This is a genomic window from Pseudomonas congelans (assembly GCF_900103225.1).
Taxonomy (GTDB): domain Bacteria; phylum Pseudomonadota; class Gammaproteobacteria; order Pseudomonadales; family Pseudomonadaceae; genus Aquipseudomonas; species Aquipseudomonas congelans.
In genome coordinates this window covers 1-24,216 of sequence record NZ_FNJH01000005.1, presented here as the reverse complement: position 1 = coordinate 24,216, position 24,216 = coordinate 1, and the positions used below count along the sequence as shown (strand labels likewise).

At 57.8% G+C, this 24,216-nt stretch carries 24 protein-coding genes; 9 read left to right on the top strand and 15 right to left on the bottom strand.

All coding sequences use genetic code 11. The features are described from left to right. Window position 1: 1 nt before the first annotated feature. Window positions 2–1,075 (bottom strand): ABC transporter ATP-binding protein, encoded by a 1,074-nt coding sequence (locus BLR20_RS17350; RefSeq protein ID WP_054993424.1) that lies wholly within the window; start codon window positions 1,073–1,075, stop codon window positions 2–4. After that, complete coding sequence (gene argF, locus BLR20_RS17345) at window positions 1,072–1,992, bottom strand: ornithine carbamoyltransferase (RefSeq protein WP_054993423.1); 921 nt, start codon at window positions 1,990–1,992, stop codon at window positions 1,072–1,074. Before argF ends, BLR20_RS17350 begins: the two co-directional genes overlap by 4 nt. 453 nt (window positions 1,993–2,445) lie before the next feature. On the opposite strand from argF, the gene BLR20_RS17340 reads away from it, so the two are divergent. The 3 genes from BLR20_RS17340 (at window position 2,446) to grxD (ending at window position 5,395) form a co-directional block, all read left to right on the top strand. Then, window positions 2,446–2,739 (top strand): hypothetical protein, encoded by a 294-nt coding sequence (locus tag BLR20_RS17340; protein ID WP_010426627.1) that lies wholly within the window; start codon window positions 2,446–2,448, stop codon window positions 2,737–2,739. A gap of 132 nt (window positions 2,740–2,871) precedes the next feature. Then, window positions 2,872–4,980 carry a molybdopterin oxidoreductase family protein gene (locus tag BLR20_RS17335; RefSeq protein ID WP_054993422.1) on the top strand — a complete coding sequence of 703 codons (2,109 nt, stop codon included), beginning with the start codon at window positions 2,872–2,874 and terminating at the stop codon, window positions 4,978–4,980. Window positions 4,981–5,068: 88 nt separating this feature from the next. Then, complete coding sequence (gene grxD / locus BLR20_RS17330; protein ID WP_002554852.1) at window positions 5,069–5,395, top strand: Grx4 family monothiol glutaredoxin; 327 nt, start codon at window positions 5,069–5,071, stop codon at window positions 5,393–5,395. A 126-nt stretch (window positions 5,396–5,521) separates the two neighbouring features. Here grxD and bfr read toward each other — a convergent pair whose 3' ends face one another. From bfr to pyrC, 4 genes are all read right to left on the bottom strand, one after another. Continuing rightward, window positions 5,522–5,992, bottom strand: coding sequence for a bacterioferritin (gene bfr / locus BLR20_RS17325; protein WP_002554851.1), 471 nt, complete (start codon window positions 5,990–5,992; stop codon window positions 5,522–5,524). Between the two features lie 201 nt (window positions 5,993–6,193). Further along, window positions 6,194–6,412 (bottom strand): bacterioferritin-associated ferredoxin, encoded by a 219-nt coding sequence (locus tag BLR20_RS17320; RefSeq protein ID WP_010426625.1) that lies wholly within the window; start codon window positions 6,410–6,412, stop codon window positions 6,194–6,196. A 209-nt stretch (window positions 6,413–6,621) separates the two neighbouring features. Next, a complete protein-coding gene (gene rnt, locus BLR20_RS17315) occupies window positions 6,622–7,299 on the bottom strand; it encodes a ribonuclease T (protein ID WP_003412908.1) in 678 nt (225 codons plus the stop codon). Beyond that, the gene (gene pyrC, locus BLR20_RS17310; protein WP_054993421.1) at window positions 7,296–8,339 is read right to left on the bottom strand and encodes a dihydroorotase; all 1,044 of its coding nucleotides are present in this window, start codon (window positions 8,337–8,339) and stop codon (window positions 7,296–7,298) included. Before pyrC ends, rnt begins: the two co-directional genes overlap by 4 nt. Before the next feature lie 148 nt (window positions 8,340–8,487). Between pyrC and BLR20_RS17305 the strand changes: the two genes are divergently transcribed. Together BLR20_RS17305 and BLR20_RS17300 are read left to right on the top strand one after the other, a co-directional pair. Continuing rightward, a complete protein-coding gene (locus BLR20_RS17305; RefSeq protein ID WP_054993420.1) occupies window positions 8,488–9,390 on the top strand; it encodes a flagellar protein MotY in 903 nt (300 codons plus the stop codon). 120 nt (window positions 9,391–9,510) lie between these two features. Next, window positions 9,511–10,728 carry an argininosuccinate synthase gene (locus BLR20_RS17300; protein ID WP_003412906.1) on the top strand — a complete coding sequence of 406 codons (1,218 nt, stop codon included), beginning with the start codon at window positions 9,511–9,513 and terminating at the stop codon, window positions 10,726–10,728. A gap of 65 nt (window positions 10,729–10,793) precedes the next feature. On the opposite strand, the gene BLR20_RS17295 is transcribed toward BLR20_RS17300, so the two are convergent. Together BLR20_RS17295 and BLR20_RS17290 are read right to left on the bottom strand one after the other, a co-directional pair. After that, window positions 10,794–11,015: a hypothetical protein gene (locus BLR20_RS17295; RefSeq protein ID WP_010426622.1), complete on the bottom strand. Its 222-nt coding sequence runs from the start codon at window positions 11,013–11,015 to the stop codon at window positions 10,794–10,796. 373 nt (window positions 11,016–11,388) lie between these two features. Beyond that, a complete protein-coding gene (locus tag BLR20_RS17290; RefSeq protein WP_010426621.1) occupies window positions 11,389–11,901 on the bottom strand; it encodes a hypothetical protein in 513 nt (170 codons plus the stop codon). Between the two features lie 1,267 nt (window positions 11,902–13,168). Here BLR20_RS17290 and BLR20_RS17285 point away from each other — a divergent pair. After that, window positions 13,169–13,795: a response regulator transcription factor gene (locus tag BLR20_RS17285; protein ID WP_002554843.1), complete on the top strand. Its 627-nt coding sequence runs from the start codon at window positions 13,169–13,171 to the stop codon at window positions 13,793–13,795. A gap of 155 nt (window positions 13,796–13,950) precedes the next feature. Here BLR20_RS17285 and BLR20_RS17280 read toward each other — a convergent pair whose 3' ends face one another. The 4 genes from BLR20_RS17280 to metG form a co-directional block, all read right to left on the bottom strand. Next, window positions 13,951–14,133: a PA3496 family putative envelope integrity protein gene (locus BLR20_RS17280; protein ID WP_010426620.1), complete on the bottom strand. Its 183-nt coding sequence runs from the start codon at window positions 14,131–14,133 to the stop codon at window positions 13,951–13,953. Window positions 14,134–14,239: 106 nt separating this feature from the next. Beyond that, window positions 14,240–14,878 (bottom strand): endonuclease III, encoded by a 639-nt coding sequence (nth, locus tag BLR20_RS17275; RefSeq protein ID WP_003363585.1) that lies wholly within the window; start codon window positions 14,876–14,878, stop codon window positions 14,240–14,242. Next, window positions 14,875–15,750, bottom strand: coding sequence for an electron transport complex subunit RsxB (rsxB, locus tag BLR20_RS17270; protein ID WP_054993419.1), 876 nt, complete (start codon window positions 15,748–15,750; stop codon window positions 14,875–14,877). Before rsxB ends, nth begins: the two co-directional genes overlap by 4 nt. Before the next feature lie 128 nt (window positions 15,751–15,878). After that, on the bottom strand, window positions 15,879–17,927 hold the full coding sequence (metG, locus tag BLR20_RS17265) for a methionine--tRNA ligase (RefSeq protein ID WP_054993418.1): 2,049 nt from the start codon (window positions 17,925–17,927) through the stop codon (window positions 15,879–15,881). A gap of 185 nt (window positions 17,928–18,112) precedes the next feature. Here metG and apbC point away from each other — a divergent pair, with 185 nt between their 5' ends. Further along, window positions 18,113–19,207, top strand: a complete 1,095-nt coding sequence (apbC, locus tag BLR20_RS17260) for an iron-sulfur cluster carrier protein ApbC (RefSeq protein WP_010426617.1) — start codon at window positions 18,113–18,115, stop codon at window positions 19,205–19,207. Between the two features lie 137 nt (window positions 19,208–19,344). On the opposite strand, the gene BLR20_RS17255 is transcribed toward apbC, so the two are convergent. Further along, window positions 19,345–19,554 (bottom strand): cold-shock protein, encoded by a 210-nt coding sequence (locus BLR20_RS17255; RefSeq protein WP_002554837.1) that lies wholly within the window; start codon window positions 19,552–19,554, stop codon window positions 19,345–19,347. 319 nt (window positions 19,555–19,873) lie between these two features. Here BLR20_RS17255 and dcd point away from each other — a divergent pair, with 319 nt between their 5' ends. Next, the gene (dcd, locus tag BLR20_RS17250; protein ID WP_002554836.1) at window positions 19,874–20,440 is read left to right on the top strand and encodes a dCTP deaminase; all 567 of its coding nucleotides are present in this window, start codon (window positions 19,874–19,876) and stop codon (window positions 20,438–20,440) included. Between the two features lie 113 nt (window positions 20,441–20,553). Continuing rightward, entirely contained in the window at window positions 20,554–20,772 is a 219-nt protein-coding gene (locus BLR20_RS17245; protein ID WP_004389919.1) for a hypothetical protein, read from the top strand. A gap of 65 nt (window positions 20,773–20,837) precedes the next feature. Here BLR20_RS17245 and pdeM read toward each other — a convergent pair whose 3' ends face one another. Both pdeM and BLR20_RS17235 read right to left on the bottom strand, forming a co-directional pair. Beyond that, window positions 20,838–21,494: a ligase-associated DNA damage response endonuclease PdeM gene (gene pdeM / locus BLR20_RS17240; protein ID WP_054993417.1), complete on the bottom strand. Its 657-nt coding sequence runs from the start codon at window positions 21,492–21,494 to the stop codon at window positions 20,838–20,840. Next, window positions 21,491–23,983 (bottom strand): ligase-associated DNA damage response DEXH box helicase, encoded by a 2,493-nt coding sequence (locus BLR20_RS17235; RefSeq protein WP_054993416.1) that lies wholly within the window; start codon window positions 23,981–23,983, stop codon window positions 21,491–21,493. Before BLR20_RS17235 ends, pdeM begins: the two co-directional genes overlap by 4 nt. Between the last annotated feature and the right edge of the window lie 233 nt (window positions 23,984–24,216).

The following is a 24,216-nucleotide window of genomic DNA, read 5'->3' as shown; positions in this document are numbered from 1 at the left end:
CTCAGTTATTGAGCGTATGCACTGCCACGCTGCCGGGCGCCGGGAACAGCACCAGATGGTCTGCTGCCACACGAATACCGACCTCCTCACCCTGGCTGTGGTCGGCATGGCTGGGGAAAATGGCTTCCAGCTGACTGCCGGTCGACAGTTGCAGTCGATACAGCGTCGAGGCGCCTTGAAACGTCCGACCGATGACCCGTGCTTTCAGGTCGCTGTCTGGGGCGTAGACGATGTCGTCAGGGCGTAGCAACACATCCACCGCGGCGCCACTGACGCCCGGGTATGCCCGGTTGCCGCGCAGAATGCCGAGTTCGGTATGCACCGATTCCGGATTCATCATTTGTCCGCGAATGAAATAGCCCTGACCGATGAAGCTGGCAACGAACGGCGTTTTGGGTTCGTGATACAGATTGTAAGGCGTGTCCCACTGTTCCAGACGCCCCTCCTTGAATACGCCTACGTGATCGCTGACGGCAAACGCCTCTTCCTGATCATGTGTCACGAGGATCGCGCTGGTGCCCCGCGCCTTGAGAATATCGCGCACCTCATGGCTCAGACGCCGACGCAACTCGCCGTCCAGATTGGAGAAGGGTTCATCGAGCAGCAGGAGTTGCGGCTCGGGCGCCAGCGCTCTGGCCAGCGCCACTCGCTGTTGCTGGCCACCGGACAGCTCGTGAGGATAGCGCTTGCCCAGCGCGCCGAGGTTGACCAGTTCAAGCAACTCGGCGATCACCTGATCCAGGCGCGGGTGGTTGCGAATGCCGAATGCAATGTTTTCGGCGACACTCAGGTGCGGGAACAGCGCGTAATCCTGAAACACCATACCGATGCGGCGTTTCTCCGGAGGCAGCGTCCAGCCCGGACGGGAGATTACTTCGCCCGCCAGGGTGATCTCGCCCGCATGGATCGGTTCGAAACCGGCAATGGCGCGCAGTGTTGTGGTCTTGCCGCAGCCCGATGAGCCCAGCAGGCAGCCGATATCGCCCGCGTTGAGGTGCAGGTTCAGATCCTGCACCACACGCTGGTTCTGATAGCCGCAAGCGAGGTTGCGCAGGTTCAGCAGCAACGGGTTCATGCGGGCTTGCAGGACGGCGCGACGAGGAACTCCAGCAGAGCTTTCTGCGCATGCAGGCGATTTTCGGCCTGATCCCAAGCGACCGAGCGCGAATCATCCAGCAAATCGACACTGATTTCTTCGCCACGATGGGCCGGCAGGCAGTGCATGAACAGCACGTCCTTGTCAGCCAGGTCGAGCAGGGCGCGCGTGACCTGAAACGGCGCGAACAACTTCTTGCGCCGCGCGGTTTCCTCTTCCTGGCCCATGGAGGTCCACACATCGGTGCTGACCAGATGGGCGCCGGCAACTGCGGCTTTCGGATCGCGGACCACGGTGACACGCTCACCGGCCAGTGCCAGGAACTCGGCGTTTGGCTCGTAGCCGGCAGGGCAGGCCACACGCAACTGGAAGTCGAATTGAGTCGCCGCTTCTATATAGCTGTTGCACATGTTGTTGCCATCGCCGATCCAGGCGACGGTCTTGCCCTTGATCGAGCCGCGATGCTCCAGAAAGGTTTGCATGTCGGCGAGCAACTGGCACGGGTGCAGGTCATCGGACAGGCCGTTGATGACCGGCACGCGTGAATTGGCCGCGAATTCGGTCAGATTGCTGTGCGCGTAAGTACGGATCATGACCGCATCCAGCATGCGCGACATGACTTTTGCACTGTCGGCAATCGGTTCGCCACGGCCCAACTGGGTGTCTCGATGGGACAAAAAGATGGCCTGACCACCGAGCTGAATCATCCCTGCTTCAAAAGAAAGACGGGTACGTGTCGAGGATTTCTCGAAAATCATCCCCAATACCCGATTCTTCAGCGGTTCAAAAAGTACACCGCGATTTCGCAGGTCTTTAAGCTCTACGCCACGACGGATCAAGCCCAAGAGTTCATCCGGGGTGTAATCCATCATCGAGAGAAAGTGCCTGGCGTTCATGATTAACTACCTTTTCTGCAACAGACCGCAGGTTATCAAAGCCGGTTTTTATCGATAAAACGGGCGAGACCTGCGGCGGAGGCCGCACGGGGCGACGAATAAGAAAGGCGCGATAGTATAAAAAAATGTCGCGTCTTACCAATAGCATGCGTTTTTATGAAGCATGGGTACTACTGGCGTCCCGGACAGAAGGGGCGCCGTTATTCTGTGTTGACGGGGCAAAAACTGGCTACGCTGAGAAGGTTGACAGCCATCTGCACTTTTTCCGAAGGCAGCATTTGTACACTGCCCAAATAGCGCTTGGCAATTAGTACCAATCCTGTAACAGTCCACGTTTGCGCGGGCGTTGCCTGATGGGATGCACTTCACGGGCTTGAAACAAGGACCGTTTCTTTAATCCCGGACGTGGGTTATAAATCGTTGCCGATACATTACTGATCAAGGGGTGGGGGAATGGACTCAAAAGAGCATCAATTAACGGAGTTGCTCGGGCTCACCGCCCGCACGCTTACCCATCTGACAGCCTCGATGACCTCGATGTCTTTCGAGCTGCTGCGCAGCGAGGACGAAGTCACGCGAACGGCGGGGCGGCGCATGATTGATCGCATGGCCACCATCAGCTCAGGCCTCGACGAGCACTGGCGCCTGATTGGCGACCTGACCGGCGTCCACGTGGCGCAGGAACAGGTCGAAACCGTGGCTGAAATCCAGCAACAGCGCAAGGTCGTTACGCCTATCGGCGGTTGATTCGGCCAACTCATCCGCGTGCCTGATGCACCCCGATTCATGAGGTGAAGGTCAGTGGCGCGGGGCATGGCAGAGCACCATAGTGAGTGTTCGGCAATCAATCGGATTGCCATGCCAGGATCTGAGGCTGCGATGACCCGGACTGAACACTACCGAGCCTGCCATCTGTGCGAGGCCATATGTGGTCTTGTGATCGAGACCGTTGTGGAGGCGGATTCTGCGCCGCGTATCACCTCGATCAAAGGTGACCCGCTGGACACGTTCAGCCGCGGTCATATCTGCCCCAAGGCCATAGCGCTGCAGGACATCCAGAACGACCCTGATCGCCTGCGACAGCCGATGCTACGCACTGGTGATCAGTGGCAGCCGATTGCCTGGCAGCAGGCGTTCGATCTGGTGGCTGAACGGCTTTACGCCATTCAGCAGCTCCATGGGCAGAATGCAGTAGCGGTTTATCAAGGCAACCCCAGCGTGCATAACTATGGGTTGATGACCCACAGCAATTACTTTCTCGGCCTGCTCAAGACCCGCAATCGCTTTTCGGCCACGTCGGTCGATCAGTTGCCGCATCACCTCACCAGTTTCCTTATGTATGGCCACGGCATGCTGTTGCCGATTCCGGATATCGATCACACCGACTTCATGCTGATTCTCGGCGGCAACCCGTTGGCGTCCAACGGCAGCATCATGACGGTACCGGATGTCGAAAAGCGTCTGAAAGCGATCCAGCAACGCGGCGGCAAACTGGTGGTCATCGACCCGCGCCGCAGTGAGACGGCAGCCATCGCCGACCAGCATCTGTTTGTACGGCCGGGCGGTGACGCGGCATTGCTGTTCGGGCTGCTCAACACACTATTCGAGGAGGGGCTGACCCGCGAGAGCCACTTGCCTGTCGACGGTCTGGAGCAGGTTCGACACGCCATTGCCGGCTTCACGGCAGAGGCCATGGGCCCGCGCTGCGGTATCGCTGCCGAGCAGATCCGGCAACTGGCACGGGATTTCGCGGCCGCTGACAAGGCGGTGTGTTATGGGCGAATGGGCGTGTCGACTCAGACCTTCGGCACGCTGTGCCATTGGCTGGCACAACTGATCAATCTGGTGACTGGCAACCTGGATCGTGTGGGTGGCGCGCTGTGTACAGAGCCCGCCGTCGACCTCGTCAGCTCGACCTCCGGTGGTCATTTCAATCTGTGGCAAAGCAGGGTGTCAGGCCTGCCGGAGTATGGCGGCGAGTTGCCGGTTTCGGCGCTGGCCGAGGAAATGCTCGTGGAGGGGGAAGGGCAGGTTCGCGCGTTGGTGACCGTTGCGGGCAACCCGGTGCTGTCGACGCCCAACGGCCGTCAGCTGGAGCGGGCGCTCGAAGGGCTCGAGTTCATGCTCAGCATCGATCTTTACATCAACGAGACCACTCGCCACGCCGACTTGATCCTGCCGTCCACCTCGGCACTGGAAAATGATCACTACGACACCACCTTCAACACTCTGGCCGTGCGTAACGTCACGCGCTTCAATCGGGCCATTTTCGACAAGCCCGAAGGTGCGCTGCACGACTGGGAGATCTTCGTCGGGCTGGCCAGCTCCTTTGCTGCCAAGGCCGAGCGCGCGCTGAAACCTACGTTGCCGCCTGCGCAGATGATTGATCGCGGGCTGCGTGCAGGTCTCTATGGCGATGCATCACCCCATAAGCTGTCACTGGAAACTCTGGACAATCATCCGCACGGTCTTGATCTGGGCGCTTTGAAGTCTAATCTGGCAGAGCGCCTGAAGACCGCCAATGGCCGCATTCAGGCCGCGCCAGAGGTGATCATGGCTGACCTGGCGCGCTTTGCAGCCGAGCCTGCTCCACAGGCAGGCGAGTTGCTGCTGATTGGCCGCAGGCATGTGCGCAGTAACAATTCCTGGATGCACAACTACCATCGACTGGTGAAGGGCAAACCCCGGCATCAACTGCTGATGCATCCTGACGATCTCGCGTGCCGTGGTCTGAGCGACGGCCAGCAGGTTCGGGTCAGCTCCCGGATCGGGATGATCGAGGTTCAGGTGCTGGGCAGTCTGGACATGATGCCCGGTGTGGTCAGCCTGCCGCACGGTTGGGGCCATTCGCGTGCAGGGGTAAAAATGGCGATCGCCCAGAGCCTGCCCGGCGTCAGCGCCAATGACCTGACCGACGAACGGCAACTCGACGTACTGTCCGGCAACGCGGCGTTGAACGGGGTGCCGGTGCGGGTAGTGGCGTGTTAAGGCTCAAGACAGAGCGTCATGCTCGGGATTTCGTTACAATGCGCCACCGTGCCGACAACTGAGTCGGATATTTCAGCCGAGGTGCTCCATGGATATCATCGAAACGATCAAAGAGCAGATTGCCAACAACACCATTCTGCTTTACATGAAAGGCGCTCCGAACGCCCCGCAATGCGGCTTTTCGGCCAAGGCTTCCCAGGCATTGATGGCGTGTGGCGAAAAGTTTGCCTACGTCGACATTCTGCAAAACCCTGAAATCCGCGCCAACCTGCCAAAGTACGCCAACTGGCCGACGTTCCCGCAACTGTGGGTTGCCGGTGAGCTGGTGGGTGGTAGCGACATCATCACCGAGATGATGGCTGACGGTTCGTTGCAGACCTTGGTCAAGGAAGCATCCGCCGCCAAGGCCGAGTAAAGTCTTGCACAGAGCGTCGCACGATAGTCGCGATTACCGTTCCCTACGCTCCAGCATGGTTTTACGCACAAGAAAAAGCCCGCTCTCGATTGAGGCGGGCTTTTTCATTGCGGCGCGATGGGGAAATCAGTCACCCATCTGCGACTGCAGGTAGTTCTCGATACCGACTTTGACGATCAGACCCAGCTGAGTCTCCAACCAGTCGATTTGCTCTTCCTTGGGCTCAAGGATGTCTTCCAGCAGCTCACGGCTGCCGAAGTCACCGACCGTCTCGAAGTGAGCGATCGCGGCTTTAAGATCGGCCAGACCTTTTTGCTCGATCTTCAGGTCGCACTCCAGCATTTCCTTGGTGTGCTCACCAATGAGGATCTTGCCCAGGTCCTGCAGGTTTGGCAGCCCTTCCAGAAACAGCGTGCGCTTGATCAGCTTGTCAGCGTACTTCATCGCATGGATGGACTCTTTGTACTCATGCCCACCCAGCTTTTTCAGACCCCAGTCTTCGTACATGCGCGCATGCAGGAAATACTGATTGATAGCGACCAGCTCGTTCCCGAGGATCTTGTTGAGATGCTGGATGACGGTAATGTCGCCTTTCATGTTCGAGGTCCTGCCGGTGGCTTGTGTATATAAGTGCCGAGTGTGAGCTGCACTCAAACGCCTGTCAAACCTAAGTTGTTGAATAATAAGTGAAATTAAATAGGAATAAGAATGTTTGAGTTCCGCATCTTGACGCTAAGCGCTTGAATTACAGGCATAAAAAAACCGGACAGGGTGTCCGGTTCTTTAAAAGAGGGGGATTCAGGCAGCTGAAAATTTTGCCGGATAGGCCAGCAATGCATGACTTGTTTGCAGTTCGGTCAGCGTATCACGCACCACTTCCTTTGCCAGGCAGGCGCATTTTCCGCATTTAGTCGCAACACCCAGCGTTTCACGGACTTCACGATAACTGCAGCAGCCTTCCAGAATTGCATCCCGGATTTGACCGTCGGTGACACCTTGGCAGAGGCAAACATACATAAGCTATGGACCGTCGCTGGTTTATTGCTTGGTGCCGAGGAGCTTAATGTTAATGAGAATGCTTGTCAAAACTGTTTTGGGTTGTATTCAGGTCGAGCGATGAGCGGTTGCTTTCGCAAGAAAAGCATCATGGATGTGCTCTCTGGGTCGTCCCGCTGCAGGCATGAAAAAACCGGCACAAGGCCGGTCCATTCACAGACGTCACGACCTCAGTCGTCGAAATCTTGCCAACCGCCCATTTCTTTCCAGCGGTTGACGATGCCGCAAAACAGCTCGGCCGTCTTCTCGGTGTCGTAACGGGCCGAGTGCGCCTCGCGTCCGTCAAAGTCGATGCCGGCAGCCTGACAGGCCTTTGCCAGCACGGTCTGACCATAGGCCAGGCCGGCGAGGGTGGCGGTGTCGAAGCTGGAGAACGGGTGAAACGGGTTGCGCTTCATGTCCATCCGCGCAACGGCGGCATTCACGAAGCCGAGGTCGAAGCTGGCGTTGTGGCCGACCAGCACCGCACGCTTGCAGCCATTGGCTTTGAGGGCCTTGCGCACGCCGCGGAAGATGTCGTTCATCGCGGTTTCTTCGCTGACTGCCATGCGCAGCGGGTGATCGAGCTTGATGCCGGTGAACTCCAGCGCGGCCGCTTCGATGTTGGCACCCTCGAACGGTTCCACGCGGAAGAAATAGGTGTGTTCCGGGAACACGAAGCCTTTTTCATCCATGCCGATAGTCACCGCAGCGATTTCCAGCAAGGCGTCGGTGGCTGAATTGAAACCGCCGGTCTCTACGTCGACGACCACTGGCAGGTAGCCGCGAAAGCGCGCTGCCATCGGGTGACGGGAACCGCCGCCACCGCCGTGGCCTTCGTGTTCGTCGTCAAAATGATCTTCACTCACGCGTGTTCCTCCAGACGCCAGCGCAGTGTTTCACCAGCGCGCAGCGGGATAACGGTCAACTCGCCGAACGGCAGGCTGGCAGGGGCGGTCCACTCGTCACGCACCAGCGTGATGGTGTCCTGATTGGCGGGCAAGCCGTAGAACGCCGGACCGTGAAGGCTGGCGAAGCCTTCCAGCTTGTCCAGAGCGTTACGCTGCTCGAAAGCTTCTGCATACAGTTCGATGGCTGCGTAGGCGGTATAGCACCCGGCGCAACCGCAAGCGTTTTCCTTGGCATGCTGAGCATGTGGCGCCGAGTCGGTGCCCAGGAAGAACTTGCCGCTGCCGCTGGTGGCCGCGTCGAGCAGGGCCGTCTGATGCGTATTGCGCTTGAGGATCGGCAGGCAATAGAAGTGCGGACGAATCCCGCCGACCAGCATGTGGTTGCGGTTGTACAGCAGGTGATGCGCGGTGATGGTCGCCGCGACATTGGCTGAAGCCTCATTGACGAACTGCACCGCTTCACCGGTGGTGATGTGTTCAAACACCACTTTCAGGGTCGGGAAGCGCTCGACTACACGGCGCAGGTGCTCGTCGATGAAGACTTTCTCGCGATCGAACACGTCGATTTCGCCACGCGTCACTTCCCCGTGCACCAGCAGCAGCATGCCGACTTCGGCCATGGCTTCGAGGGCAGGGAAGATCTTGTCGATGCTGGTGACACCGGAATCGGAGTTGGTGGTGGCGCCGGCCGGATACAGCTTGGCCGCGTACACGAAGCCACTGGCCTTGGCGGTGCGGATGTCCTCGGGCGTGGTCTGGTCAGTGAGGTACAGCACCATCAACGGCTCGAAGCGGCTGCCGGCCGGGCGTGCAGCCAGAATGCGCTGGCGATAGGCATCGGCTTGCTGCGCGTTGCGTACCGGAGGCACGAGGTTGGGCATGATGATTGCGCGGCCAAAAGTTCGCGCTACGTCAGCAACGGTATGAGGCAAGACAGCTCCGTCACGGAGGTGAATGTGCCAGTCGTCGGGACGCAGGAGGGTCAGGCGGTCAGACATTGGGGATTCCAGGCGGGTCAAACTCGCTGGGAATGCTACCGGAAAAGACTCTCTCAGGCATCCGCTATCAAGTTTTGCATGAAGTTACCGATAGCTCCCTTGTCAGTCGGTATTTTCTGTTTCGCGTTCATTTCCAGTGGAGCCTCCCGTGCGCCAGCGATATTTAGCCCTGCTCAGCATGTTTGCCAGCCTCCCGGCGATGGCTATCAGTTTCCAGACGCGTCTGGAGAGCATTGAGTGGAAGGTCGAAGGCGATCAGTTCGAGTGCCGCCTGACTCAACCGATCACCGACTTCGGTGCCGGTGAGTTCGTGCGCCGCGCGGGCGAGCAGGCGACGTTTCGCCTCAAGGCTTCATACAACATGCTCGGTAACGGCTCTGCGACGTTGCTGGCGGCTGCGGCGCCCTGGCAGCCGGGACGCGGCGATATCAACCTGGGATCGGTGCGCGTCAACAATGGCGATATTCCCTTCAATACCTCTCAGGCCCAGGCCGGACGTCTGATCAGCGGCCTGATGGACGGGCGCAGTCCACTCATTCGCCACTACACCCGAGACGGCGGTCAGATGGAAGTGCGTCTGCTGCCGGTCAAGTTCAGCAAGGCATTCAACGACTACCAGGCATGCACTTCCAAACTGTTGCCGATGAACTTCGATCAGATCAAACAGGCCGAGGTAGGTTTCCCGGGCGGCGGTATCGAGCTGGACGCCCGTGCCAAGGCGCGTCTGGACAACATGGTTGCCTATTTGAAGGCCGATCCGACCGTGAACCGCATCGAACTGGACGGCCATTCGGATAACAGCGGCAATCGTCTGACCAATCGTGACCTGTCCCGCCGTCGCGCGTTGGCAGTCATGGATTATTTCAAGGCTCAAGGCATACCCGAGCAGCAAATCACCCTGCGCTTTCACGGCGAACGCTATCCGCTGGCGCCCAACACCAATGAAGCCAACCGTGCGCGCAACCGCCGGGTGAACGTGCACCTCGAACGCGTTGCACCCGATGAGCGCCCGGTACCGGTCGCATCTGCCAACGCGGCACACACCTCTTAAGGCCTGTAAAAGGCCCCTGTCAGACGTCGCCTTGTCGTCACAAGCTGTCGCGCCCCTGTAAATTTGCTGGTTTGAACGGTAGAATCAGCGGTTTTCCGTACAACCCGGTGGAGTGATGGCATGGCGGACGTAAACAAGGTAGTTCTCGCGTATTCCGGTGGCCTGGATACTTCGGTAATCCTCAAGTGGCTGCAAGATACGTACAACTGCGAAGTGGTGACCTTTACCGCTGACCTGGGTCAGGGTGAAGAAGTAGAGCCGGCACGCGCCAAGGCTCAGGCCATGGGCGTGAAAGAAATCTACATCGATGACCTGCGCGAAGAATTCGTGCGCGATTTCGTCTTCCCGATGTTCCGTGCCAACACCGTCTATGAAGGCGAGTACCTGCTGGGTACCTCCATCGCCCGTCCTTTGATCGCTAAGCGTCTGATCGAGATCGCCAACGAAACCGGCGCTGACGCCATTTCCCACGGCGCAACCGGCAAGGGTAACGACCAGGTACGTTTCGAGCTGGGTGCCTACGCGCTCAAGCCAGGCGTGAAGGTCATCGCTCCGTGGCGTGAATGGGATCTGCTGTCGCGTGAAAAACTGATGGACTACGCCGAGAAGCACAACATTCCGATCGAGCGTCACGGCAAGAAGAAATCCCCGTACTCCATGGATGCCAACCTGCTGCACATCTCTTATGAGGGCGGCGTGCTGGAAGACACCTGGACCGAGCACGAAGAAGACATGTGGCGCTGGACCAAGTCCCCTGAGGACGCGCCAAACGTTGCGACCTATCTTGAGCTGACCTATCGCAATGGCGACATCGTTGCTCTGGACGGCGTCGAAATGACTCCGGCCACTGTGCTGGCGACCCTGAACCGCATCGGTGGCGAAAACGGTATCGGCCGTCTGGATATCGTTGAAAACCGTTATGTGGGCATGAAGTCCCGTGGCTGCTACGAGACCCCTGGTGGCACCATCATGCTGCGCGCTCACCGCGCCATCGAATCGATCACCCTGGACCGCGAAGTCGCCCACCTCAAGGACGAACTCATGGCCAAATACGCCAGCCTGATCTACACAGGTTACTGGTGGAGCCCTGAGCGTCTGATGCTGCAGCAGATGATCGACGCATCCCAGGCTCACGTGAACGGCGTTGTGCGTCTGAAGTTGTACAAGGGCAATGTGATCGTTACCGGTCGCAAGTCGGATGATTCGCTGTTCGACGCCAACATTGCCACGTTCGAAGATGACGCAGGTGCCTACGATCAGGCCGATGCAGCGGGCTTCATCAAGCTCAACGCATTGCGCATGCGGATTGCAGCCAACAAGGGTCGCAAGCTGTTCTGATGCCGCACGTTTGATAAGTGCAGCCCCTCAGGGCTGCACTTCAGATGCTGACGGCCCTTCATGCGTCAGCGGCTGTACGCGGTTTTTTTCAGAGCTGCCGTAAGGCGCCTTTTTTCTTGCACAGCAACTGCGGCATGCTCGGGCGCAGGGCTAAGATAGTTCAGAATATCCTCCTGCCTCACGCCGTGACGCTTCATTAACGCCTTCAGCTGTTTCTCGAATTCGAGTGTGTGGACAAATTGCTTATTGCACTTGAGTGTTTCAAGCAGTGCCTGCTGTTTGCTCACTGCGTTTCAATGGCGCGGTATTCTTTTAATATCGACATGGTCCTTCCTTCGAGGTGTCATGTAAAAAACAGTGAATCAGTAAAATCATGTTGGCTCATGAGTGAGAAGGCGCTCCTCTGTGTTAGGTGGCAGTGTGCAAAGAAGCCTGTCACTGTTTTTACATGGAATTTCAATGCGCAGTCATTGCCCAGCATGATTCTGTGGTCGTGTGTATGCAGTCGTCGAAGAACTTCTTACCGTTGGCGTCGAAAAGCGCCTACTTGTTTTAGTGTTTTCCTACAGCACCTGTAGATGTTCAACGCAGGGCATGACAGCGCTTTCCATCGGCTATCTGACATCTATCGCACACCGTGTCTGTTCCTGGCGTGATTATTCAGTGCCTGTCGCGCTCCCGTTGTTGCCCGAACTCAAGCCGGTAGGCCTTGCCAATGTTGAGTATCTGACGGAGACTCAGGTCGAGTATCCCGGCGATCTCGGACGCGGTGTAGCCCAGTGCCGAGTAGTGCATGGCGTGGCCTGCAACGACGTCGTCGATATCCGTAAGGTCATGAGCTGCCTGCCTGCCAGAGGGCAGCGAGGGGTGGCTGAGTTTAATGGCCACGCCGTTTTCTGTCGCCAGCCGACGAATAGCCCTTTTATTCATGCGTAATGAGTACTGCAATGCGGTAAAGCCCGCCCCCTTGGCGGCCAGATACTTCAGTTGCTGAACTTTTCCAGCGAGTTCAGGTGTATGTTCCTCAGCAGGCGTTGTACTCGATAATGCTGCAGTCTCTCCTTCGGGGATGACTGCAATAACACCGCCTTTGGCAACAAACGCTTCCACTGCGGTCATCAGGTCAGACGCGGTGTGGGGGGATGGCCGCGTACGGGTGTATTTAGTGTTCATGGTAAATCCCTTTTTGAACATGGTTATACAGGGCCCATTCAAAAGAGTTGCCAGGCGCCCCGAGAGTGTCCAGAAGACAGTGGTGCTGAATCGGCGATATAACCCTTTGCCTGTATTCATCCGGCCACGCGATACACAAAGCCTGTGTCAATGCGCCGCGGATGAAGTACATAAGTACCGTGCGTAGCGACAGGATGCCACAGGGCTTCGCGTGTTCAAGAACAGCAAGTAATGAAGTTGCTGTTAAAAAAGTAACGACTGGTAATAAAATTTGCAAGGGAAAAATGGTGAGTTACAAGATTTGATTGGACGGTTTTTATAAGGTCTTACGAGTTGTAATGGTGCGTCTGTTAATTGTGTAGTCCGTTTCCTGTTCGAAAGAGCGCGGCTGGCTTTGAAATAAAAAATGGTATTTGCTACTTGTCGAAGGAGCTGCTCATGCTCTTGAATGATGTAGGGTTATGCTATGGTGTGTGTAAGATTTTGCGGTGGTAAGAGGTGAAGGGATGCTGGGTGAAAACATGGCAGTGATCGGTTCATGGAAGCATGGCATGTTGATGTCGTGAGTTCAGATGTAGGACTTTTCTTGATGTTTTGTAAGGCTTCTCCTTAAATAAATATTTGTACGAAATTCTGTAAATGGTGTGTAATTTTTAAACCTTGTTTACGTATGTAGCATGTGAATGTATTCCTTGCTCTTCAAGCGTGTGTGCAGGACCGGGCGTCCGCATGCGGGGGCTTTTCAGTCGCCCTGCCAGGGGGGCGCCATGTGCACGTTTCGTTTTCCATGCTGCATGCCGATAACAGTGCGCTGTGATGGGGGCCTTGTTTTTGCGGGGCGCGAAGGGCATGACCTGTTTCAAATGACTCGACTAAAGGTATTGGTTTTAATTTGCTGGCGATAAGCCATGTATTGGTCTCGTGTCGTGACGCCGATGCAGGAATACGCTGGTGATACTTTGACAGGTGCAGCAGGGGCATTTCGAACTTGAAAGTTCGGCAAGCGTCTGGTGCGCGCATTTATCTACTGATGCTGCGATGCTTGTGCCGTAGCTATCAGAAAAAATTCACCAGGTTCCGAAAAGGAAGGCTCTGTGAAAATTAATAAAAAATGTACGGTTCTGCCAAGTATTGTAGGAAGTTTCTGCTGTAATTGTAGGAATGGTCTTTGGCTGTCGGTCCACAAGGGTGAGCGCCATGCAAAGCAGTAAACGACTAAGTTATTGTGCTGGCTCTGAAAATTCGAATAGCGAAAAATGGACTGCCCATGAATAAAGTGCTGATCGTGGATGATCATCCCGTCATTCGCCTTGCTGTGCGCATGCTGATGGAGCGTCATGGCTATGAGGTCATTGCGGAGACTGACAACGGTGTGGATGCTCTGCAACTGGCGCGTGAACACCTTCCGGATATCGTCATTCTCGATATCGGTATCCCCAAGCTCGACGGGCTGGAGGTGATTGCCCGTCTGTCAGCCATGACGTTGCCATTCAAGGTTTTGATCCTCACCTCCCAGGCACCGGGTCACTTTTCCATGCGCTGCATGCAGGCCGGGGCAGCCGGTTATGTCTGCAAGCAACAGGATCTGACCGAACTGCTCAGTGCCATCAAGGCGGTATTGTCAGGGTACAGCTACTTCCCCAACCAGGCGTTGCACACTGTTCGCTCCAGTATGGGCAACGCAAGTGAGTCGGACATGGTCGACCGGCTTTCCGGCAGGGAGATGATGGTTTTGCAGCAGTTGGCCAGAGGCAAGACCAACAAGGAAATTGCCGACGGCATGTTTTTGAGCAACAAGACCGTCAGTACTTATAAAACGCGTTTGTTGCTCAAGCTCAACGCGCACTCACTGGTCGATCTGATCGAGCTCGCCCAACGTAACGGGCTTGTCTGAGTAAGGGGCTCCCTAGAGTCGTCGTGCCTGATGCCCACTGGTGCAGTTCAGCTATCGAGTAGTCATTTCACGTCGTGATCACATAGTGAAGCCTCTTCTGCGAGAGGCTTCAGGCAACACATGAAAGGAAGTCGGTGGCGAGGTTTCGGATCAATCTAGAAATCGAAGTCGTAATCAGCCAATTGTTTCTGCAAACGTCTTTCTTCAAGAAGGTTGTCGATGGTGCGTCGTTTGCTCAGGTTGGTCTTCGCCGGCTCGACAGTTGCGGGTTCTGTGTCGTCCGCATCAACGGCGACAAGGTCGTCATCTACGTCCAGTTGTTCGTTGTCAGTGCTCATGAAGTCGACTCCAGGGCTTGGGCTCTCTGGCGCTTCTTATAGCGACAATCCACAGACGGGTAAAAAAGATTTTTTCAATCGACCAGACATCAATGAACTGTCGGGCTCAATCGTCGGACGTTTTTGCCTTGTAATCGCACAGGTCCTCTATGCGGCAGCTGCCGCACCGCGGTTTACGTGCCTGGCAAACGTAGCGTCCGTGCAGAATCAGCCAGTGATGGGCATCGAGCAGGTAGTTTTTCGGCACAAATTTCATCAGTTGTCTTTCTACCTCCACCACATTTTTGCCGGGCGCGATGCCCGTGCGATTGCTGACGCGAAAGATATGCGTATCCACGGCCATCGCGATCTGACGGAAAGCGGTATTGAGCACAACGTTAGCCGTTTTGCGCCCGACGCCCGGCAGCGCCTCGAGTGCTTCCCGGGTTTGCGGTACTTCGCCGTTGTGCAGTTCCACCAGCATGCGGCAGGTTTCAATCACGTTTTTGGCTTTGCTGTTATACAGGCCGATTGTCTTGATGTACTCGGAAAGCCCTTCTACACCCAGCTCGTAGATGGCCTGTGGCGTATTGGCTACCGGGTAGAGCCTGGCAGTCGCCTTGTTGACGCTGACGTCGGTGGCCTGGGCGGAAAGGATGACGGCTATCAACAGTTCAAAAGGCGTGGTGTAGGCCAATTCGGTTTTTGGGTCCGGATTGTCCTCGTGCAGCCTGCGAAAGATTTCCTGGCGTTTTGCGGCATTCATGGGCGGAGCTTTTCCTCGGAATTGGCCTGTGCGGGGGGTGGCAGAAGTGCTGCAAGTGTCTGCTCGGCAGCTTCGTATTCGCGCTGCAATTCCACAAGCCTGGCGGCCTGTTCCGCAATCGGAGGGTGACCAAATGCCTTGAGTGACTTGTTGAGCTGCGCGCGGCTCATGGCCAGGGCAATTCGGGCTTTTTTCAAGGCTTCATCCGGCCCGGCAGGTTTGTCGTTCCGGGCGAGTGCGACGGCGGATCGGGGCAGATTGTCACGAGCTGATTCAACGCGCTGCGACCGCGCAAGGCGCTCTGCCAGCCGCGTTTGCTGTTCGCGGTGCAGGCGTGCATTGCGTGCTTCGAAACGCAGTCGGGCATGGGTACGCTTGCGCTGCCGCGCCTCCTGCAGCTCGGGGGTAGGGGCCAGACCACCCACGATGGGAGTGACCGTTGCCAGCGGCAGCGGATGCATTTCAATGCAATCCACCGGGCACGGCGCAATGCACAGATCACAGCCTGTGCATTCATCGATAATCACGGTGTGCATCAGCTTGGCTGCGCCGAGAATGGCATCCACGGGGCAGGCCTGAATGCATTTTGTACAACCGATGCACTCTGCTTCGCGAATGAATGCAACCTGCGCCGGTGCAGTGCCGCGTTGCATATCCAGTGTCAGGACCGGAACCGACAGCAGTTCGGCCAGCTGGACGATCGTTTCGTCGCCGCCCGGTGGGCATTTGTTGATGGCTTCACCGCCAGCGATACCCTCGGCGTAGGGCTTGCAGCCAGGATGGCCGCACTTGCCGCACTGAGTCTGCGGTAGAAGGGCATCGATACTGCGGATGAGGTCCACGTCGGGAAGCAGGCGAATCAATTCAGTCATGGTCTTGCCAGGTGACCAACAGGTGTTCTGTCTATCGAGAGAGCAGCATTATCGGACAGATCAGGGAGCTTGCGAATGCACAGAGGCCCGGTATCCGCCTGATGGCAGGATACCGGGCCTCACGTCGTTTACTTGATGCGCTGGCCTGGTTTGGCACCGCTGTCAGGGCTGAGCAGATAGATCTCTTCACCACCGGGGCCTGCCGCCATCACCATGCCTTGCGAAATGCCGAAACGCATTTTCCGCGGCTTGAGGTTGGCGATCATCATGGTCAGGCGACCTTCGAGTTCGGACGGGTTCGGGTAGGCGCTCTTGATACCGGAAAAGACATTGCGCTGCTCGTCGCCGATGTCCAGGGTCAGACGCAGCAGCTTGTCGGCACCCTCAACATGTTCGGCTTTGAGGATCAGTGCGACGCGCAGGTCGATGGCAGCAAAGGCATCAAAGTCGATTTCCGCCGACAGCGGGTCTTTGGCGAGTTCGCCATTACCGGCAGGCGCGGTGTCCGCCGACGAGTCGGTAGCGGTCAGGTCTTCCTTGGAGGCAGTGGCCATGGCCTCGACCTTGACCGGGTCGATACGGGTCATCAGTGCCGAGAACGGGTTGAGCTGATGATTGGCCAGCAAGGTCTTGTGGTCTTCCCAGGTCAGCGGTTCGACATTGAGGAATTTTTCTGCATCGGCGGCCAGATTCGGCAGGACCGGCTTGAGGAAAATGACCAGTTGGCGGAACAGGTTGATGCCCAGCGCGCATACGGCCTGGACTTCATCCTGTTTGCCTTCCTGTTTGGCCAACGCCCATGGCGCTTTTTCCGCGATGTAGGCATTGGCGCGGTCCGCCAGCGCCATGGTCTCGCGCATGGCACGGGCGAAGTCGCGGGCTTCGTAGGCGTCGGCAATGCTGGGGGCAGCCGCCAGAAACGCGTCGGTCAGTTCGGGTGCGGCATTGGTTTCGACCATCACACCGGCGTTGCCCTTGTGAATGAACCCGGCGCAGCGACTGGCAATGTTGACCACCTTGCCGATCAGGTCGGAGTTGACCTTTTGCACGAAGTCTTCGAGGTTCAGGTCCAGGTCGTCGACGCCACGGCCCAGTTTCGACGCGTAGTAATAGCGCAGGTACTCGGGCGGCAGGTGATCGAGGTAGGTGCGCGCCTTGATAAAGGTGCCACGCGATTTCGACATCTTCTGGCCATTGACGGTCAGGTAGCCGTGTACGTTGATGCCGGTCGGTGTGCGCAATGCTGCGCCTTCCAGCATGGCAGGCCAGAACAGGGCGTGGAAGTTGACGATGTCCTTGCCGATGAAGTGATAGAGCTCGGTGGTCGCGTCCTTTCCCCAGTACGCATCGAAGTCCAGGTCCGGACGACGCGCACACAGGTTCTTGAAGCTGGCCATGTAACCGATCGGCGCGTCGAGCCACACATAGAAGTATTTGCCTGGCTCTTCGGGAATTTCAAAGCCGAAATAGGGTGCATCGCGGGAGATGTCCCACTGCTGCAGGCCGCTGTCCAGCCATTCGGCAATCTTGTTGGCAACGGCGTCCTGCAGGGTGCCGCTGCGTGTCCAGCTCTTGAGCATGGCGTCGAATGCGGGAAGGTCGAAGAAGAAGTGCTTCGAGTCCTTGAGCACCGGCGTGGCACCGGAAATCGCCGACTTGGGGTCTTTCAGATCCGTAGGAGCATAGGTAGCGCCGCACTTTTCACAGTTGTCGCCGTACTGGTCCTCGGCCGCGCATTTCGGGCAGGTGCCCTTGATGAAACGGTCGGCCAGGAACATTTTCTTTTCCGGGTCGAAGTACTGGGTAACCGAGCGCGTCGCGATATGACCCGCATCGCGCAGACGCTTGTAGATCATGCTCGACAGCTCGCGGTTCTCGTCCGAGTGCGTCGAGTGGAAATTATCGAAGTCCACCAGGAAGTCGGCAAAGTCGGCGCTGTGCTCGGCCTTGACGTTGGCGATCAGTTGCTCTGGCGTGATGCCTTCCTTTTCGGCGCGCAGCATGATTGCCGAGCCATGGGCGTCGTCCGCGCAGACATAGATGCATTGATTGCCGCGGTGCTTCTGAAAACGCACCCACATGTCGGTCTGGATGTACTCGAGCATGTGGCCAAGGTGAATGGAACCATTGGCATAGGGCAGGGCGCTGGTAACGAGAATCTTGCGTGGCTCGGACATGGGGCTCGGCTACTTGAAGTGAAACGGAGACCGGCCACTATAAAGGTCTGAACGATTTTTTTCACCCGTGCGGTTGTGGGAATGCTCCTGAAGGCTTGGGCGCGGTTCAGTGAAATCATGTGGGCGGCTGGCAGAACAGGTACGATAGCCGGCTGTTCCAGTCAGTCTTTTTACGGAGTAAGCCCATGAGCGCAGTCAATCGCGCAGCGGTGGAGACGATTCTTCGCCAGTACACCGACCCCTATCTGAATCAGGATCCGGTCACTGCCGGTTGCGTCCGGTCTATCGATATTCAAGGGGCGCAGGTCAGCGTGCAACTCGAATTGGGCTATGCCGCCGACCTGTTCAGGAACGGCTGGGCGCAAGTGCTGAAAAGCGCCATCGAGAATCTGGACGGTGTCAGTTCCGCCACGGTCGCCATCACCAGTGTGATCGGCGCGCACAAGGCCCAGAGCCAGATTCCGGGGCTTGCCAATGTGAAAAACATTGTTGCTGTCGCGTCCGGCAAGGGCGGTGTCGGCAAGTCCACTACCGCCGCCAACCTGGCCCTGGCGCTGTCTCGCGAGGGCGCCCGCGTCGGCATCCTCGATGCCGATATCTATGGCCCGAGCCAAGGGGTGATGTTCGGTATTCCCGAAGGCACGCGGCCGAAGATCAAGGACCAGAAGTGGTTCGTGCCGGTCGAGGCGCATGGCATCGAGGTGATGTCGATGGCCTTTCTGACCGACGACAACACGCCGATGGTCTGGCGCGGACCGATGGTCTCAGGCGCGTTGCTGCAACTCGTCACGCAGACTGCCTGGAATGATCTGGATTATCTGGTCATCGACATGCCGCCTGGCACCGGTGATATCCAGCTCACGCTCGCGCAGAAAGTCCCGGTCGCGGGTGCCGTGATTGTCACCACACCGCAAGACCTGGCGCTGCTGGATGCGAAAAAAGGTGTCGAGATGTTCCGCAAGGTCAACATTCCGGTATTGGGTGTCGTTGAAAACATGGCGGTGCACATCTGCTCCAACTGCGGCCATGCCGAGCATCTGTTCGGTGAAGGTGGCGGCGAGAAGCTGGCGACACAGTACGACGTCGAGCTGCTGGCGTCATTGCCGCTGTCGATGCTGATCCGCGAACAGGCAGATGGCGGCAAGCCTACGGCGATTGCCGAGCCGGAGAGTCAGATTGCGATGGTGTATCAGGAACTGGCACGTCACGTCGGTGCACGGATCGTGCTGCAGGAAGCTGCAAGCCCAGCAATGCCGACCATTTCGGTAAGCGACGACTGACTGTATGGTGATGATCGGGCGAGGGAGGTGCTTTGCTTCTCTCGTTCTGGTCAGGTGTTCAGCCAGTGAGAGGTCAAAAGGCGGGCAATAAAAAACCCCGCTTTTAAGGGCGGGGTTTTTAAGCGAATCAGTACAAGTTAGATAACTTGAACTTCTTCAGCTTGCATGCCTTTCTGACCGCGGGTAGCGATGAAAGAAACCTGTTGGCCTTCTTTCAGGCTTTTGAAGCCGTCGGATTGGATAGCTTTGAAGTGCACGAACAGGTCGTCACCGGATTGTGGAGTGATGAAGCCGAAGCCTTTTTCATCGTTGAACCACTTAACGGTACCAGTTTGGCGATTGGACATAGTATATCTCCTTGGACAAAGTTAACTGCGGCGTAGGAAGAGCCCTGGCCGAGACTGAGTGCAAAGAGCTGGAAAATTCATGGAGATGGTTGGATCGAAATTCAACATCGTGTAGAGATTCTCAGTGACACAAGCAACACAGTGACGCCACCTTAACCCTTTTTTCCGAACGTGCCAATGGTCTGTTGATGATTATTTCCATTCGCAGCGAAACAGCCCGGCCGGTCACGCAAACTCGCTATCTGTTGCCTTTGAACCGTCGGCCTCAGCCCGGTAAGATGCCGGATATCTTTTTCACCTCGCTATTCAGGACACCGCCATGAGCATCAAATCGGACAAGTGGATTCGCCGCATGGCGCAGGAACACGGGATGATCGAGCCCTTCGTCGAGCGCCAGGTGCGTGGCGAAGGCGCTGATCGAGTGATCTCCTTCGGCGTGTCCAGTTATGGCTACGACGTGCGTTGTGCCGACGAATTCAAGGTGTTCACCAACATCAATTCGGCCACGGTCGATCCGAAAAACTTCGATGAAAAAAGCTTCGTCGATATCAAGAGCGACGTGTGCATCATCCCTCCCAACTCGTTCGCCCTGGCGCGCACCGTCGAATATTTCCGCATTCCGCGTAACGTTCTGACCATCTGTCTGGGCAAGAGCACCTACGCGCGCTGCGGCATCATCGTCAATGTCACGCCGCTCGAACCTGAGTGGGAAGGCCATGTAACGCTGGAGTTTTCCAACACCACGACACTGCCGGCCAAGATCTACGCCAACGAGGGTGTGGCGCAGATGCTGTTCCTGGAGTCCGACGAGGAGTGTGAAGTGTCCTACAAGGATCGGGGTGGCAAGTACCAGGGCCAGCGTGGCGTTACCCTGCCGCGTACCTGATTTGAGCTTCAGGTGACTAGTGGAATTGAATTAATACTCTATTTCGCACTCTATCTGCTCACATGCTTTCGCATAATTCATTACGTGCGACGGCCTTTGATCTGGAGTGCCCTATGAAGACTACTTTCAAAATCTCTGAACAGGTTCAATCTCCGCTTAACGAGATCGGGCTGCTCGCCTGGTCATTGATGGCTCATTCCGATCTCAGCCCGGAGCTGAACATGGTCGGTGGCGGGATCCCGGGTAATCCAGATCCCGATACTCCGTTTCAGCCTACCGAGCCAGGCGGGCCTACTGTTCCTGACGAGCCGCCACCTGCACCTGTGGCCTGATTATCACAAAGCTGCCTGCTGTTCTCGCGAGCAGCAGGCAGTCTTGTATGTGGCGACCCACGACGCTATGCCACTCGCCATACCGCATCGCCGCCGGTGACATAGACCGTGCTGTCCTGCGCGGGACGAATCTGAAAACCGCCCGTGAATTCGCCGAACGCTGGCAGCAGACTGACCTTCCGGCCCAGGTAAAAGCACGCCAGCCGCAAACTTTGCCGACCGCGCCCATGCAGCCGGTACACCGGGTGAACGTGCCCGGCCAGTACATGCAGGTCAGGGTGCGGATCGGGTTCGTGCTGCAGGGCAAAGGGTCCGAGCGCCAGCGGCTCGGGAACCACATCGATACCCAGATAGGCGGGCGGATCGCCAGCCCGTTTGTCATGGTTGCCGCGGATCAATGTGATGCGCAGCGTCGAGCGCTCTGCTCGCCACTGCTCCAGCGCCGCCAGCGTGCCGACGGCATGAGATTCTGGTGCGTGCAGGAAATCACCGAGGAAGATCAGATGATCGCAGGGATAGGCATTCAAAAGGCTGTCCAGGCGGCGCAGGTTGGCCTGTGTAGTGCCATGCGGCACCGGCTGACCGAGCTTGCGATAGGCGGCTGCCTTGCCAAAGTGCGCATCGGCAATTAGCAAGGATCGTTCGGCGGGGTAGTAGATGGCCTTGTCGGCCAGCAACCACAGCTCTTCTCCTGCCAGCGTGACAGCCATATGCGGGTTCATTGTTCAGGCTCCGGGCCAGCGGCTTTCTCCAGGTCGCGGACCATGCGTGCGATGCGGTCGGCAAGTTTCTCCGAACTGAGGCTTTCGCGAAAGCGTTCGACCAGTAATGGAAAGGCCAGCGGGGTCGCGCGCTTTATCGCGTGCAGGTCAAGCGTGCGGCTGTTGATCTGGCGCAACGTCAGTTCCAGGCGCTGCAGGTCCAGTTCCTGACGCAGTACTTCCTGTTCGGCTTGAGTCAGCAGCATGTTGTCAGCGTCGTATTGCTTGAACACCTCGAAAAACAGCCCGCTGGATGCCTGAAGCTGACGATTGCTCTTGGCCGCGCCAGGGTAGCCGGAAAACACCAGTCCGGAGATGCGCGCGATTTCCCGAAAGCGTCGCAGAGCCAGTTCGCCAGCGTTGAGGCTGGCGATAATGTCGTCTAACAGATCCGTTTCGCTGAACAGGTCAGCCTGCAACGTCTGCGCCCAGTCGATTTCGCTGGCGCTGAGCAGCTCCAGCCCATAGTCGTTGACGGCAATGGAAAAGGTCAGCGGTCGGTGCCGGCTCAAGCGCCAGGCCAGCAGGCTGCCTAACCCCAGATGCACATGACGACCGGCGAACGGGTAGAGAAACAGATGCCAGCCTTCGCGGGATTTGAGTGTTTCAGCCAGCAACGTGTCGCGTCGCGGCAGCCCTGACCACTGTCGCTGCACTTCCAGCAAGGGTTTGATGGCGCGCATTTCCGGGCTGTCGAATTCGCCCCGCGCAGCAGCATCGAATTTCTCTACCACGGCATCCGCCAGTTCGCTGGACAGCGGCATGCGACCGCCATTCCAGCGTGGCACGGCGGCTTTCTTGCCGGTCGCGCGTTTGACGTAGGCCGTCATGTTTTCCACTCGAACCAACTCCAGCAAACGCCCGCCAAACAGAAAGCCGTCACCGGGTTTGAGTCTGGCAATGAAGCCTTCTTCGACGCTGCCCAGCGAGCCACCGCCGCCGCCTTTTTTCCAGTATTTCAGGTTGACGGTGGCCTCACTGACGATGGTCCCCACGCTCATGCGGTGACGTCTGGCCAGGCGCGCATCGGGGACGCGCCAGATCCCTTCCTCGTCGGGTTCAGCACGGCGGTAATCAGGGTAGGCGGTCAGTGAATGGCCGCCGTTGCGGACAAACGCCAGCGCCCATTGCCATTGCTCGTCGCTGAGGTCGCGGTAAGCCCAGGCGCTGCGTACCTCGGCCAGCAGCTCGTCGGGAAGGAAACCACCGCCCAGGGCGATGCTGACCAGGTGCTGGACCAGCACGTCCAGTGGCTGGTGTGGTGATTCGCGGGGCTCGATCATCCGCGCTTCGACGGCGTCTTGGGCGGCAGCGGCTTCGACCAGTTCCAGGCTGTGGGTCGGCACCAGCGTCACGCGCGAAGGGCGACCCGGCGCGTGCCCCGATCGCCCGGCGCGCTGCATCAGGCGTGCGACACCTTTGGGCGAGCCGATCTGCAACACGCGCTCGACCGGCAGAAAGTCCACGCCCAGGTCCAGGCTCGAGGTACACACCACGGCCTTGAGTGCGCCTTCTTTCAGCGCGCGCTCGACCCAGTCCCGGACCTCTCGGGCCAACGAACCGTGGTGCAGGGCAATCAGCCCGGCCCAGTCGGGGCGGGCTTCCAGTAGCGCCTGATACCAGATTTCCGATTGCGCGCGGGTGTTGGTGAACACCAGACAGCTTGCGCTGCTGTCCACCTCGGCAACGACCTGCGGCAACATGCGCAAGCCCATGTGCCCGGCCCACGGGAAGCGTTCGATGGAAGGCGGCAACAGCGTATCGACCTGCAAGTCCTTGACGATCTTGCCTTGCACGGTCACGCCGCCGTCGCCGATCAGTACCTGCTGCGCGTGCTGCTGATTACCCAGCGTCGCGGAAATGCCCCACACGATCAGTTGCGGATTCCAGCGCCTCAGGCGCGCCAGGGCCAGTTGCAACTGCACGCCGCGCTTGTTGCCGATCAGTTCGTGCCATTCGTCCACTACCACCATCTTCAGCGTCGACAAGGCGACCTGCGCGTCGGCACGGGTCAGCAGCAGCGTCAGGCTTTCAGGGGTGGTGATCAAGGCCGAGGGCAGCCGCCGACTCTGCCGGGCGCGTTCGCTGCCGCTGGTATCGCCGGTGCGCAGGCCCACCGACCACGGGATATCCAGTTCTGTCAGCGGTGCCTCAAGGGCTCTGGCGGTATCCGCGGCCAGGGCGCGCATGGGCGTGATCCACAGGACACTCAGTGGTTCAGCAGGCGGTTTGCGTTTGCGTGGTTTGTTATCAGCGGTGAGCGTATTGGCTTTGGCGAAGCGGTTGAGCGCGGCGAACCACACGGCGTAGGTCTTGCCCGAGCCGGTGCTGGCATGCAGCAAACCGGACTCGCCGTTTTTTACCGCTGCCCAGACCTCCTTCTGAAACGCAAAGGGCTTCCAGCCCCGGGCGAGAAACCATCGTCGAGCGAAATCGGTGGGTCTGCTCATCCGTTTGAGTGTGCTCTGAGTGGCGTTAAGTCAGAGACAGCAGAGAAAGGGTAATAGTTTTAAATGGTTATGTGGCTGATCGTTCCTGGATTACCTATCGTGCCGATGCTCTGCGTCGGCATGCAGTTCTGGACGCTCTGCGTCCTCTTTATGACGCGGAGCGTCACGAAATGCATTCCCACGCTGGAGCGTGGGAACGAGATTGAATCCAACTGACTATCGTGCCGATGCTC

Bases quoted from the DNA above. Each gene is read 5' to 3' on its own strand.
- BLR20_RS17350 (WP_054993424.1), bottom strand. From the start codon at position 1,075: ATGAACCCGTTGCTGCTGAACCTGCGCAACCTCGCTTGCGGCTATCAG.
- argF (WP_054993423.1), bottom strand. From the start codon at position 1,992: ATGAACGCCAGGCACTTTCTCTCGATGATGGATTACACCCCGGATGAA.
- BLR20_RS17340 (WP_010426627.1), top strand. From the start codon at position 2,446: ATGGACTCAAAAGAGCATCAATTAACGGAGTTGCTCGGGCTCACCGCC.
- BLR20_RS17335 (WP_054993422.1), top strand. From the start codon at position 2,872: ATGACCCGGACTGAACACTACCGAGCCTGCCATCTGTGCGAGGCCATA.
- grxD (WP_002554852.1), top strand. From the start codon at position 5,069: ATGGATATCATCGAAACGATCAAAGAGCAGATTGCCAACAACACCATT.
- bfr (WP_002554851.1), bottom strand. From the start codon at position 5,992: ATGAAAGGCGACATTACCGTCATCCAGCATCTCAACAAGATCCTCGGG.
- BLR20_RS17320 (WP_010426625.1), bottom strand. From the start codon at position 6,412: ATGTATGTTTGCCTCTGCCAAGGTGTCACCGACGGTCAAATCCGGGAT.
- pyrC (WP_054993421.1), bottom strand. From the start codon at position 8,339: ATGTCTGACCGCCTGACCCTCCTGCGTCCCGACGACTGGCACATTCAC.
- BLR20_RS17300 (WP_003412906.1), top strand. From the start codon at position 9,511: ATGGCGGACGTAAACAAGGTAGTTCTCGCGTATTCCGGTGGCCTGGAT.
- BLR20_RS17290 (WP_010426621.1), bottom strand. From the start codon at position 11,901: ATGAACACTAAATACACCCGTACGCGGCCATCCCCCCACACCGCGTCT.
- BLR20_RS17285 (WP_002554843.1), top strand. From the start codon at position 13,169: ATGAATAAAGTGCTGATCGTGGATGATCATCCCGTCATTCGCCTTGCT.
- BLR20_RS17280 (WP_010426620.1), bottom strand. From the start codon at position 14,133: ATGAGCACTGACAACGAACAACTGGACGTAGATGACGACCTTGTCGCC.
- nth (WP_003363585.1), bottom strand. From the start codon at position 14,878: ATGAATGCCGCAAAACGCCAGGAAATCTTTCGCAGGCTGCACGAGGAC.
- rsxB (WP_054993419.1), bottom strand. From the start codon at position 15,750: ATGACTGAATTGATTCGCCTGCTTCCCGACGTGGACCTCATCCGCAGT.
- metG (WP_054993418.1), bottom strand. From the start codon at position 17,927: ATGTCCGAGCCACGCAAGATTCTCGTTACCAGCGCCCTGCCCTATGCC.
- apbC (WP_010426617.1), top strand. From the start codon at position 18,113: ATGAGCGCAGTCAATCGCGCAGCGGTGGAGACGATTCTTCGCCAGTAC.
- BLR20_RS17255 (WP_002554837.1), bottom strand. From the start codon at position 19,554: ATGTCCAATCGCCAAACTGGTACCGTTAAGTGGTTCAACGATGAAAAA.
- dcd (WP_002554836.1), top strand. From the start codon at position 19,874: ATGAGCATCAAATCGGACAAGTGGATTCGCCGCATGGCGCAGGAACAC.
- BLR20_RS17245 (WP_004389919.1), top strand. From the start codon at position 20,554: ATGAAGACTACTTTCAAAATCTCTGAACAGGTTCAATCTCCGCTTAAC.
- pdeM (WP_054993417.1), bottom strand. From the start codon at position 21,494: ATGAACCCGCATATGGCTGTCACGCTGGCAGGAGAAGAGCTGTGGTTG.
- BLR20_RS17235 (WP_054993416.1), bottom strand. From the start codon at position 23,983: ATGAGCAGACCCACCGATTTCGCTCGACGATGGTTTCTCGCCCGGGGC.